Below are 11555 nucleotides of genomic sequence, written 5' to 3'. Positions count from 1 at the left end.
CTCCGGGGCGGCGGGGGCGGGGGCCGGCACCGGGGCGGGCGCGGCCACGGGCGCCGGCGCCCCGACCGCCACGGGCGGCGCCGGCACGGGCTCGGCGGCCACCGGTTCGGCGGTCACCGGCTCTGCGGCTCGCCCGGCGGCCGGGGCCGCGCTCACGCCGTCCCAGCCGAGCTGCACGCTCTGCAGGATCTCGGCGAAGACGCCCGTGTAGAGCTCCCAGTCCTCGGTCTGCGCGGTGCTCAGCTGGAGCGTCAGCGCGGTGGCGCCGTCCGGCGTCGGCAGCACCGCGACGGCGGCCGCACCGACCACCTGGCGGGGCAGGCCGTCGGCGGCGAGCGCCGCCGGGACGGTCGCCACCCGGGGCTCGACCAGCAGCGCCGCGGGCCCGGCCGGCAGCATGACCGTCCAGACCTCGGCCTGCGGACGGGAGTCGGCCAGCCGGTGGGCCAGCTCGTCGGCCGGGCCGGACGCGCGGCCGAGCGAGACCACCAGCGAGGCGTGGCTGGTCCGGTCGTCGGTGCGCAGTGCGGACAGTCCGGCGTAGAGCACCCCGGCGGCCGTGGCCTCGTCGGCGAGCGAGGCGGCCAGTACCGACCAGTCGCGGCGCGCCGCCGCGTCGCCGCCGGCGAACACCTCCTCGGCGACCTCGGCGAGGTGCGCCGCCACGGCCGCGCCGCCGCCGCGGGCGGTCAGCGGGTGGAACGCCGACGGCACCACCAGCCGGGCCTCGACGCCGGAGCCGGTGGACAGCTCCTCCGGGTCCAGGGCGGGGCGGGCCGAGGCGAAGGCGGCGAGCGGAGCCGTGAAGGCCGGGCGCGGTGCCGCGTCCGCGGCGTCCGGCCGCACCGGCAGCCGGAACCTGGCGGCCGCGGACGCACCGTCGCCCGACGGGGCGTCAGGGCCGACCGGCACCCCGCGGACCGTGCCCGCGCCGTACCGCGCGACCAGGGCCTGATCGGCGCCGGCGGCCGACTCGGCGGGCCGGGCGGTGCTGCCCGCGACCACCGTGCCGAGCCCACGGACCGTCAGGACGCCCGGGCCGCCGCCCGTGCCGAGCCGCAGCCCGAACAGGGCGTCGGCGGCCGGATGCGCGTCGCGGCGGAAGGCGGTGAGGGCGTCCAGCGGATAGTGCGTCGCCCGCCCGTCCACCAGCGCATCGGCCAGTACGTCGAGTGTCGCCGCGATCCGCTCCGCGCCTGCGAAGCCGTCCAGTGTCATGGCCCGAGCCCCCTCGCTCCCGGTGGAAAAATCCGTCCACTTTCTATCAGAAGCGGTGGACATGCCGGGCGGCCGGACCGCCGGGCGGTCAGCCCTCGCCGAGCGCCAGCCGGGTCAGGGTGTCGCCGATCCCGGGCACCGCGAGCAGCCCGGCGAGGTCGCGCACCAGTGCGCCGGAGGGCCCGTCCGGTCCCTCGTCGGCGAAGAACGCCGCGAACTCCACCGCGAGCGCAGGCTCCCGGGACGCCGTCAGGGCCAGTGCGGCGACCAGCTCCTGCACCAGCTGGACCTGCAACTCCTCGCGGGGGACGGCCCGTTCGGACAGCCAGTCGAGGGAGGATATCTCCGCGTTGGCGATCCACGCCCGGACGGTGCGGCGCACCCCCGGGCTCGTCCGGGACAGCGCGAGGTGCCGCAGGATCTGCTCCTGGGCGGCCCGCCGCACCTCGTCGATCACCGCGTTGGTGCCGGGGCTGGCCGCCACCGAGCCGCCGCGCAGCAGCGCCTCGAAGCCCGGGCCGTGGCTCTCCACGAAGTCCAGGTAGCGGCCCATCACCCGCAGCAGCCGCTCGGAGAGCGGGCCCTCGGCGGGCTCCTCGAACCGGCCGGTCAGCTCCCGGCCGGCCCGGCGCAGCGACTCCTCGTAGATCGCCTGCTTGCCGGGGAAGTAGTGGTAGACCAGCGGCCGGGAGGCGCCGGCGGCCGCGGCGATGTCGTCGATCGACACCTCCTCCGGCGGGCGCCGGCTGAACAGCTCCAGCGCGACCCCGATCAGCTGCTCCCGCCGCTCGTCCACGCTGAGCCGGCGCCGCGGCGCCTTCTCCGCGGGCCTCGGCGGATCCTCCGACCGGGTCGCCGGCGACGGCGTGCGGGAAACCATGGCGTCACCCTAATTGCTCGGCGGCGCCCCGCGGCAGCCAGGGCGGGCGGCGCAAGAGCTGACGAAAGTCTGACGGACCCGGGTCGGCCCTGGTCAGCGGCCCGCCGGAGTGGTCGAATCGAGGGGTGAACGAAACCTCCGGTACGCCGGTCGGGCGCCGCGTGGTGCTCGGCATGCTGGGCCTGGGCGCCGCCGGGATCGCCGCCGGGCCGTACCTGCAGCGCGCCGTCGAGGCGGTGACCAGCAAGGACCCGACCGGGCTGGCGGACCTGCTGCCCGGTGGCGGCGGCTTCCGCTACTACTCGGTGGCCGACTCGGTGCCCGAGCGCGGCCCGGCCGACTACACGCTGACCGTGGACGGCCTGGTCGACCGGCCGGCGACCTACCGGCTCGCGGACCTGATGGCCATGGAGCAGACCCGGATCGTCCGCGACGTCCAGTGCGTGACCGGCTGGCGGGTCCCGGCGACGCCGTTCGAGGGCGTCCGGCTCTCCCGGCTGCTGGAGGCCGCGGGCGTTCGGAAGGGGGCGACCGCCGTCCGCTTCACCTGCTTCGACGGTGCGTACAGCGAGAGCCTCACCCTGGAGCAGGCCCGCCGCGACGACGTCCTGGTCGCGCTGCGGATGCAGGACCGGCCGGTCGGGCACGCCCACGGCGGGCCGGTGCGCCTCTACGTGGCGCCGATGTACTTCTACAAGTCGGCGAAGTGGCTGTCGGGCATCACCGTCACGCCCGCCGTCAGACCCGGGTACTGGGAGGACTACGGCTATGACGTCGACGCCTGGGTCGGCCGCTCCAACGGACGCGACGATGCCCCGACGAGCTGACGACGGGCGGTGGCCCCGGTTCGCCAGGGCCGAGCGCTGGGTGCACCGGGCGACCGCGGGCCTGATGCTGGTCTGCCTGGCCACCGCCCTGATGCTGTACTACGGGCCGCTCTCCGAGCTGGTCGGCCGGCGCCGCCTGGTCGTCGTGGTGCACGAGTGGGCCGGCCTGATGCTGCCCGTGCCGCTGCTGCTCGGCCTGGCCTCCCGGGCGCTGCGCGCCGACCTGGTCAGGCTCAACTGCTTCACCGCGGCGGACCGGCAGTGGGTGCGGGCCGTGCTGCGCCGCTCCTTCCGCCGCCCGGCCGGCAAGTTCAACGCGGGGCAGAAGCTGTACGCGGCGTGGATCGCGGGCGCCGCCCTGGTGATGATCGGCACCGGGCTGCTGATGTGGTTCACCCACCTCGCGCCGCTGGTCTGGCGGACGGGCGCGACCTTCGTCCACGACTGGCTGGCGGCGGCGGTCGCCGTGGTGGTGGGCGGCCACATCTGGATGGCGGTGCGCGACCCGGAGGCCCGCCGCGGGATGCGCACGGGCCGCGTCGACCCGCTGTGGGCGGCCCGCGAGCACCCCGACTGGGAGCCTCAGGAGACGGAGAACTCCAGGTAGCGGCGGTAGGCCTCGCGCCCGTCCGGCACGAAGTCCCACTCCGCGAGCCGCTCGGCGAGCTCGTCCGCGGTGAGCCAGGCGTACCAGGCGACCTCCTCGACCTGCGGCGAGACCGGTCCGTCCCAGCGCGCCTCGTGCATGTCGCAGAACCACGACAGGCCGTCCTGCTCGAACAGGAAGCGGAACAGCGGGACGGTCTCGATCCCGCTCACCCCGAGCTCCTCCTCGGCCTCCCGCACCGCGGCCTCGGCGTAGGTCTCGCCGGAGCCGACCACCCCGCCGACGAAGCAGTCGTGGGCGCCCGGCGCGAACAGCTTGGTGTCGGTCCGCCGGTGCACGAAGATCCGGTCCTGGGGGTCGCGGACGAGGATGAAGACGCAGCGGTGGGTGAGGCCCTGCCGGTAGACCTCGCGCCGCGGCGCGGTGCCGATCACGCGGTCCTGCGCGTCGACCACGTCCAGCAGTTCCTCAGCGGGGTTCGTCATGGTGCACCACGCTACCGAGTCGGCGTCCCGTCGATCACCCGGCTATCGTTCGAACGGAAAGATCGAACGCGTGGACGGCACGGGCGAGGCGGCGGGCAGTGGCAGCGGTGGAGATCTGGGGCGAGACGGCGGCGGGCTTCGAACCGGTGCGGGAGGCCTTCGAGCGCAACTTCCGCGAGTACGGCGAGTTGGGCGCGGCGTTCGCGCTGTACGCCGACGGCCGCAAGGTGGTCGACCTGTGGGGCGGCGACGCCCGGCCCGAGGTCGGCGGCCGGCCGGCCCCGGCGGTGCCGTGGACGGCCGACACCGCGCAGGTGCTGCGCTCGGTCACCAAGGGCCTGACCGCCGCCACCGCACTCCACCTCGTCCAGCGGGGCGAGCTCGACCTGGACGCCCCGGCCGCCTCCTACTGGCCGGAGTTCGCCGCCGAGGGCAAGGGCCGGGTCCCCGTCCGCTGGCTGCTCTCCCACCAGGCCGGGCTGCCCGTGCTGGACGTGCCGCTGCGCCTGGAGGACCTGCTCACCTGGGAGACCGCGGCGGCCGCGGTCGCCGCGCAGGCCCCGGCCTGGGAGCCGGGCACCGCGCACGGCTACCACCCGTACACCTTCGGCTGGCTGGTCGGCGAGGTCGTCCGCCGGGCGAGCGGCCGCAGCATCGGCCACTACCTGGCGGAGGAGATCGCCCGGCCGCTCGGCCTCGACCTGTGGATCGGCCTCCCGGCGGGTGCCGGGCCGAGGGTCGGCCGACTGGTCGACCTGCCCGCCCCGGCGGCCGCACAGGCCGGGCCGAACGGGATGAAGGTCCGTCCGAAGGCGAACGTGGTCCGCGCCTACCAGGACCACAACTCGCTGACCGCCCGGGCGTTCGCCGCCGTCCGCGCCAACGTCGACCTCAACGACCCGGCGGTGCAGGCCGCCGAGGTGCCCGGCGCGGGCGGCATCGGCACGGCCCGCTCGGTGGCCCGCTTCTACGCCGCGCTGATCGGCGCCGCCGACCGGCACGGCGGCGCGCCCGGCGAGCGGCTGCCGGCCCTGCTGGGCCCCGAGGTGCTGAAGGAGGCGATGGGCCCGGCGGTCAGCGGCCCGGACCGGGTGCTGATCATCAACACCACCTTCGGCCACGGCTTCTTCCGGCACGGCGCCACCTCGCCGATGGCCTCGCCCGCCAGCTTCGGCCACCCCGGCCGCGGCGGCTCGCTGGGGTTCGCCGACCCCGAGCTGGGCATCGGCTTCGGCTACGTCACCAACGGCATGCAGCCCGGGGTCACCGGCGACATCCGCTCCCGGAGCCTGATCGCCGCCGTCCGCTCCTGCCTGGCCGCCTGACGGTCCGTCACTCGCGTGGCCCGGCAACCGCCCGGCGATCCGTGCACCGCCCGGGCGGGCCGTCCGCTCAGGCCTTCGGCGCGAGCCCGCGGTCGCGCAGCCACTCCAGCTGGCGGCGGCGCTGCGGGGCCAGCCCGCCGCCGTGGTCGCCGAACCGCCACACCTCGATCTCCTTGGGCCCGCCGTAGCGGTGGTACGAGGCGAAGACCGTGGACGGCGGGCAGACCGGGTCCATCAGGCCGACGCTGAACAGCGCGGGCGCACCCGCCCGCGGCGCCAGCTGCAGGCCGTCGAAGTGGTCGAGCGTGGCGAAGGTCCGCTCGACCCGCTCCGGACTGTGCAGCCGCAGGTACTCGGCGATCTCCGGGTACGGCCCGGCCACGGCGATCTCCACCGCCCGCCGGAAGTGCTGCAGGAACGGCACGTCCACCAGCGCCGCCGCCACCGAGCCGTCCGCCAGCGCGGCCGCCGCCAGCGCCAGCCCGCCGCCCTGGCTGCCGCCGGCCACCACCACCCGGTCGGCGTCGACCTGCGGCAGGGCGCGGACGAAGTCCACCGCGCGGACCGCGTCGGTGTACAGCCGGCGGTAGTAGTACCGCTCCGGCGACTCCACGCCGCGGGTCATCAGGCCGGCGTACCACTGCGGGTCGCCGGGGTGCGGGTCCGGGGTGTCGTGGCCCTGGCCGCGGGTGTCCATGACCAGGTAGGCGTAGCCGGCCGCCGGGAACACCAGCCGCTCCAGCGGCAGCCCCCGGCCCTGGCTGTACCCCAGGAACTCGACCACGGCCGGCAGCGGCCCCTCGGCGCCGCGCGGCACCAGCAGCCAGCCGGCCACCGGCTCGCCGCCGTACCCGGGGAAGCGCACGTCGAAGACCTCGAACGCGGGCAGCAGCGCATCGGCCACGGGCACCACCCGGGCCTCGCCGGCCGCCTCCCGGGCCTGTGCCAGGGTGGCCGTCCAGAAGGCGTCCAGTCCCTCCGGCGCGGCCGGCTCGGGCCGGTACTGCAGCAGGTCCTCGTAGGGCAGGTCGGTCAGCGGCACGCGTGCTCCTCGGCAATCGGCAGTCGGTACCGGCAGTCTGCATCCGCCGGTCGGTCAAAGGCCGGCCGGGCGCGGCGGCGGCCGGCCGTGGCACTGCCTACCCCCTCGGGGTCAGATCAGGCCCCGGCGCGCCGCCCAGACGGCGGCCTGGAGCGGGGTGCGGACCCCGATCCGGTCGCACAGCACCCGGATCCGGCGGCGCAGCGTCCGGCTGGAGGTGGACAGCCGGCGGGCGACGGCGTCCAGCGGCAGACCCTCGGCGAGCAGCAGCACCCGGTGCTCCTCGGGCACCGGCAGTCCGGCGGCGGTGCGCCGGGCCTGCGGCACCGGCTGCGGGCACGGCGCGTGCTGGGCCGGTACCGGCCGGGCCGCGGGGGTCCGCCCGCGGTTCAGGCGGCCGGGCGTCGTCGCGCAGGCAACCTCGCGGTGTCCGAGGTCGGCCAGGTGGCCTCGAGGTCGAGGTCGACGCAGGTCAGGCCGGCGGGGTCGGCGGGGAGCCCGAGCAGGGCGGCGGCCGCCCCGGTCTGCCGCAGCAGCGGGATCCGCTCGTCCTCCAGTGCGACGTCCATCGGGATCGTCGCGTCGGCCAGCCCGCTGGCGGCGATCCGCTTCACCGCGGACGGCCCCTCCTCGCTGGTGAGCAGCAGGACGTCGTGGCCGAACCGGCGGGCGGTGGTGGTGATGGCGATGGCGATCCCCATCATCACGGGCACGAACATGTGCGCAGCGGGATCATCAGCGCGATGACGTCGGACCGGTTGCTGGCCAGCGCCCGGGGCCCCGCGTGCGGGTGGTGGCCGAGCTCGGCGATGCTGCGCTCCACCCGCAGCCGGGTGTCCTGGGAGACGGACCGCTTGCCGCTGATGACGTACGAGACCGTGCTCGGGGACACCCCGGCGTGCCGGGCGACCTGGGCGAGCGTGACCATCCGGTGCTCCATCTCGCGACCTTGCCGGGCGCGGTGGTGAAGCGCTTCGACAATGTCTGCTGTGCGGCTCGATGCTGTCCTGCCGGGAGAGCCTGGAGAGGCAGCTGGGCTGTGTCCAGACCCGGTGTCGAAGCGCTTCACCAGTGCGAGCCGGAGGCTCCCGGGAGGTCAGGCCTGGCCGGTCTCGAAGCGGCTCACCTGGCCGCCCTCCACGGTGAACCGCCAGCTGGTCTTCATCTCGCCCCACGTGTCGTTGCGGTAGTTGGCGATCAGCGCGAGGCCGCCGTCCTTCTCGGCCTGCACGTCCATGTGGCCGCGCGAGGAGAAGATCTCCCGGTCGGCCCAGGCGGCCAGCGGCCGGTCCGAGCCGTCGTCGGACATCGTGGCGTCCGTCGTCAGCGCCGCGAAGAAGGCGGTCGGGTCGCCGCTGTTGATGGCGCCCACCAGCGCCCGGACGGCGGGATTGGACAGCTTCGCTACGGGGATGGTCATCGGAGTGCTCCTCATTCCACGGCACGGTGCCGTGCCTCCCAGAGACCACGGCGCCGGGCCGCCCGCCAGCGGCCCTGGTCCGTCCGCGCCCCGCCTCCCCGGCGGACGGCCGGGGCCGTGCTTTGATCACGTCCGAGGAGCCGACGCACCGGAGGGAGTCGCGGATGGGGCCGGCCGAACTGATCGTCCTGGCGTTCCCGCAGGAGACCATCACGGCCGAGGCCGCCCGGGTGCTCGGCACCCTGCGCACCGCCGGCGACATCCGGGTGGTCGACTCGCTGGTGGTCACCCGGCACGCCGACGGCGGGATCGGCTACACGGAGCTGGGGGAGGTGGAGCACCTGCGGGGGGTGGCCGCGGCCGGCGGCCACGAGCTCCCGCTGATCGGCCCGGAGGACGCCCGGGAGGCCGGCGGCCTGCTGGCGCCCGGCAGCGTCGCGGTCCTGGTGCTGATCGAGCACCTGTGGGCGCGGGCCGCCGAGGAGGCGCTGCGGGTGGTGGGCGGGCGGATCGCCTGCGGGGTGCGGATCCCGCCGGAGCGGCTGGAGGCGGCCCTGCGGGCGGCCGAGGTGAGGCGCGGCGAGGGCTGACCGCGGGCCGCTGCGCCGCCGGCGGACCGGGCGGCCGGCGGCGCGGCGGCGGTGGCGGACTCCGCGGGCGGGGGCTCCGGCAGACGGGCGCCGCGCCCGGCGCGCCGGGTGTGCTGCACGCCTGCCGGAAATCCCCGCACCGGTAGCCCGGGGACCCTGGTCCTCTCGCGCCCCGTCCGCTACGGTGGGTGCATCATCGGTCACCCGGTGCGGTAGCGGCCCGTCCGGCGCTCCCACAACAGGTAGCCCGCCAGCCAGGCGGAGATGCCGTCGGTGTAGCGCTGCGCGATGCCGAGCTGTTCGTCGTCCAGTTCGAGTTCGGCGCAGGCGTCCGGCAGCCGGGCGAGCAGGCCGGCGTAGGTGTCGACCATGACCTGGGCCTCGCCGAGCACCACGGCGCACGCCTCCTCGGCCGGGCAGCCGCGTTCGCGCTGGACGATCAGCACCAGGTTGTAGACGTCGCCGCGCGGCGCCTCCAGCGGGTAGGAGCGCACGTCATTGCTGAACGAGGGGATGTCGGCCGCCAGTTGGCGGATCCGTCTGAGCAGTGGATGATGCAGCACCGAGGGCGGGACGGTGAAGCCGCCGAGCCGTTCGACCATGTCGAAGATGGTCTCCATGGCGGCCGTCCCCCGGCGGAGCATCAGATAGCTCTCCCGGTCCGGTATCCGGCCGCCCCGCCGTCCGCCCGCCTCGGCCGGATGGCTGGCGAAGTACCACTCCCAGTTGGCCGCGGCGCGCGCCCGCCAGCGCGCGGGCATGCCGGAGGTGGAGCGCCGCCAGAGGTCGGCGAAGGCCCGCTCCACGTCGGAGGTGCCCTGCGGCAGCGCGCCGTGCACGATCTCGGTGAGCCGGTCGCAGATCCGGGACACCTCGGTCGGGCGGCGCCCGAGTTCCGAGTCGAACTGGTCGTCGAAGAGGAAGAAGAATCCGAGCAGGTCGGCGGCCAGGCCGAGGTCCTCGGGGCCCGCGGCGGGGTAGCTGAGTGCCGCGAGCTCCGCGACCTCCCAGTGGCCGTAAGCGGTCTCGTCGGCCACCGCGGCGAGGGCGCGGTGCCGGTCCAGCCAGTCGCGGTGGTGGCGCGCGGCGAGGGAGTGGTGGGGGCTTCGCTGGTGGGGGAAGGGCAGGACGATTGTGGTGTCGTCGGACATCGTGCTCCCAGCGCTGTGGCTGTAGGTTCGGTGCATGGGCCGTACGTCGTGCGGTACCTCGATGTGCGTGCGCAAGAGCGGAAGATCAACTGTGCCATCCGGGCCCGAAGGGTATCCCATCGGATCATCAGATGGCATGCGTACCAGGGCATTTGCCCTTGGCATCCCCCGCCAACCCTACGATCCCGCCCGGCCTGCGCGAATGCCGCCCGCGGGCGCCCCCGGCGGCGCTAGTGTCGGGAACGGAACAAGAACCGAACGGCGGAGGGCGTGGCGTGTCGTCAGATCAGAACGGGCGGGGCGGGCAGACACCGGGAACCACGCCGACGGAGCGTCCGCTGCACGAACGCGAGGCCGAACTCGACGCCGCGGAGCACGCGGTCTCCCGACTCTGCCGCAAGTTCGCAGCCGGCGGCACCGAGATCGGCGAGGTCCTGCTCTTCTCCGGCCCCGGCGGCATGGGCAAGACCTCCCTCCTCGACCAGGTCCGCCGGCTCGCGGGCCTGCGCCCCAAGTGCACCGTGCTGTTCGCCCGAGGCGGTGAGCGCCAGCGCAACGAGCCGTTCCACGTGCTGCGCCAGCTCCTGCAGCCCGTCCTCGGCGCCCTCTCCGCGAACGAGCGCAACGAGGTCTTCGGTGGCTGGTACGGCATCGTCGGCCCCGCCATCGGCCTCGTCCCGCCCTCCGACGAGCTCGAACCCCTCGACCCCCAGGGCGTCCGCGACGGCCTCGACTTCGTCTTCACCCAGCTCGCCCCGCGGTTCGCGCCGCTGGTGCTGGTGGTCGACGACCTGCACTGGGCCGACCAGGAGTCGCTCGGCTGGCTCGCCTCCTTCGCCGTCCGCTCCCGCGAACTCCCCGTGCTCCTCGTCCTCGCCTACCGCGACGAGTTCGACCACCCCGCACAGCTGCTGCGCCAGCAGATCGAGGGCATCGCCCGGTACCGGCACGAACTGCGCCGGCTCACCCCCGACACCGTCGCCGACATCGTCCGCGCCGAACTCGGCGAGCACGCCGACGACGCCTTCTGCCGCCAGGTCTGGGCCGTCACCGGCGGCATCCCGTTCGACATCGGCGCGCTGCTGCGCGAGGTCCGCGACCAGGGCCTGGAGGCGAGCGAGGAGAACGCCCGGGAGCTCCACGACCTCGCCGCCGCCGCCCGCGGCGAGACCCTCCAGCACTGGCTCGACAAGCTCGGCCCGACCACGCTGCACTTCGCCTGGGCCTGCGCCCTGCTCGGCACCGACATCCGCCAGCCGCTCGCCGCCACCATCGCCGGCCAGGGCCCCGACCAGGCCGACGACTCGGTGCGCAAGCTCCGCAAGCAGCGCGTCCTCACCAGCCAGCCCAACGGCCGCCTGGAGTTCGTCCACCCGCGCCCGCACCTTCGGCACCCCGTCCGCGATCGGCGCCGCGCTGCGCCTGCAGGCCGCCGTCCACGAGGGCCCGCGCGCCGTCGAACTGCTGGAGGAGGCGGTGACCGCGCTCGGCCAGTCCCCGGCCGGCCACGAGCACGCCCACGCCCTGGTCGACCTCGGTGCCGCGCTGCGCCGCGGCGGCCGCCTGGTGGACGCCGAGGAGTACCTCTACCAGGCGATCGAACTCGCCCAGAGCTGCGGCGCGGACGGCCTGCTCACCCGCGCCCGGCACGAGCTCGACCTGGCCAACTCGCGCCCCAACCGGCTGCGCACGCTGACCAAGGAGGCGCTCAGCCCGGCTGAGTGGGAGGTCGCCCAGCTCGCCGTCCAGGGCCTGGCGCCGCAGGAGATCGCCGACCGGCTGCGGCTGCCGCTGAGCCTGGTGCACCGCCGGCTGGCCGCCGTGCACCGCAAGGCGGGCACCGGTCCGGAGGGCCTGGCGGCCGCACTGGGGCTGCCCGAGCAGCCGCAGCGCGCCGCGGACGAGCTGCTCGACGACGACTCCGACGAGGAGCCCCGCAAGGGGGACTGAGCAGGTGTCGGCCGCCCGGTGGCCGACCGGGGCCCCGCACGGCGGAGCACCGCCGTGCGG

12 protein-coding genes and 1 pseudogene are annotated in these 11555 nt (G+C 75.5%); 5 read left to right on the top strand and 8 right to left on the bottom strand.

Annotated elements, in window-relative coordinates; translation table 11 throughout:
- A partial coding sequence (locus tag ACFV0G_RS24030; protein WP_380551497.1) for a hypothetical protein occupies positions 1 to 1218 on the bottom strand: 1218 nt, incomplete at its 3' end.
- Between the two features lie 88 nt (positions 1219 to 1306).
- Positions 1307 to 2098, bottom strand: a complete 792-nt coding sequence (locus tag ACFV0G_RS24025; protein WP_380551494.1) for a TetR/AcrR family transcriptional regulator — start codon at positions 2096 to 2098, stop codon at positions 1307 to 1309.
- An 89-nt stretch (positions 2099 to 2187) separates the two neighbouring features.
- Here ACFV0G_RS24025 and ACFV0G_RS24020 point away from each other — a divergent pair, with 89 nt between their 5' ends.
- The gene (locus ACFV0G_RS24020) at positions 2188 to 2925 is read left to right on the top strand and encodes a molybdopterin-dependent oxidoreductase (protein ID WP_380551500.1); all 738 of its coding nucleotides are present in this window, start codon (positions 2188 to 2190) and stop codon (positions 2923 to 2925) included.
- Positions 2909 to 3532: a cytochrome b/b6 domain-containing protein gene (locus tag ACFV0G_RS24015; protein WP_380551491.1), complete on the top strand. Its 624-nt coding sequence runs from the start codon at positions 2909 to 2911 to the stop codon at positions 3530 to 3532. Before ACFV0G_RS24020 ends, ACFV0G_RS24015 begins: the two co-directional genes overlap by 17 nt.
- Here ACFV0G_RS24015 and ACFV0G_RS24010 read toward each other — a convergent pair.
- Positions 3508 to 4017, bottom strand: coding sequence for an NUDIX hydrolase (locus ACFV0G_RS24010; RefSeq protein ID WP_380551488.1), 510 nt, complete (start codon positions 4015 to 4017; stop codon positions 3508 to 3510). The two genes, ACFV0G_RS24015 and ACFV0G_RS24010, sit on opposite strands and share 25 nt — an antisense overlap.
- Positions 4018 to 4115: 98 nt before the next feature.
- Between ACFV0G_RS24010 and ACFV0G_RS24005 the strand changes: the two genes are divergently transcribed.
- Entirely contained in the window at positions 4116 to 5342 is a 1227-nt protein-coding gene (locus ACFV0G_RS24005; protein WP_380551485.1) for a serine hydrolase domain-containing protein, read from the top strand.
- 67 nt (positions 5343 to 5409) lie between these two features.
- On the opposite strand, the gene ACFV0G_RS24000 is transcribed toward ACFV0G_RS24005, so the two are convergent.
- The 4 genes and pseudogenes from ACFV0G_RS24000 to ACFV0G_RS23985 all read right to left on the bottom strand — a co-directional run bounded on the left by ACFV0G_RS24000 (position 5410) and on the right by ACFV0G_RS23985 (position 7804).
- Complete coding sequence (locus tag ACFV0G_RS24000; RefSeq protein ID WP_380551482.1) at positions 5410 to 6384, bottom strand: acetylxylan esterase; 975 nt, start codon at positions 6382 to 6384, stop codon at positions 5410 to 5412.
- Between the two features lie 111 nt (positions 6385 to 6495).
- Entirely contained in the window at positions 6496 to 6711 is a 216-nt protein-coding gene (locus ACFV0G_RS23995; protein ID WP_380551503.1) for a helix-turn-helix transcriptional regulator, read from the bottom strand.
- Positions 6712 to 6798: 87 nt separating this feature from the next.
- Positions 6799 to 7312, bottom strand: a pseudogene (locus tag ACFV0G_RS23990) (LacI family DNA-binding transcriptional regulator); the annotation flags it as partial.
- A gap of 168 nt (positions 7313 to 7480) precedes the next feature.
- The gene (locus ACFV0G_RS23985) at positions 7481 to 7804 is read right to left on the bottom strand and encodes a nuclear transport factor 2 family protein (RefSeq protein WP_380551479.1); all 324 of its coding nucleotides are present in this window, start codon (positions 7802 to 7804) and stop codon (positions 7481 to 7483) included.
- A gap of 164 nt (positions 7805 to 7968) precedes the next feature.
- On the opposite strand from ACFV0G_RS23985, the gene ACFV0G_RS23980 reads away from it, so the two are divergent.
- Positions 7969 to 8394 (top strand): DUF6325 family protein, encoded by a 426-nt coding sequence (locus ACFV0G_RS23980; RefSeq protein ID WP_380551476.1) that lies wholly within the window; start codon positions 7969 to 7971, stop codon positions 8392 to 8394.
- 200 nt (positions 8395 to 8594) lie between these two features.
- Here ACFV0G_RS23980 and ACFV0G_RS23975 read toward each other — a convergent pair whose 3' ends face one another.
- A complete protein-coding gene (locus ACFV0G_RS23975; protein WP_380551473.1) occupies positions 8595 to 9545 on the bottom strand; it encodes a terpene cyclase in 951 nt (316 codons plus the stop codon).
- Positions 9546 to 9820: 275 nt separating this feature from the next.
- On the opposite strand from ACFV0G_RS23975, the gene ACFV0G_RS23970 reads away from it, so the two are divergent.
- Positions 9821 to 11266, top strand: coding sequence for an ATP-binding protein (locus tag ACFV0G_RS23970; protein WP_380551470.1), 1446 nt, complete (start codon positions 9821 to 9823; stop codon positions 11264 to 11266).
- The last annotated feature ends 289 nt before the right edge of the window (positions 11267 to 11555 follow it).

Origin of the sequence: Kitasatospora sp. NPDC059571 (assembly GCF_042735675.1) — a bacterium.
In the GTDB taxonomy this organism is placed as follows: domain Bacteria; phylum Actinomycetota; class Actinomycetes; order Streptomycetales; family Streptomycetaceae; genus Kitasatospora.
This window is presented reverse-complemented; position numbering and strand designations above follow the sequence as displayed.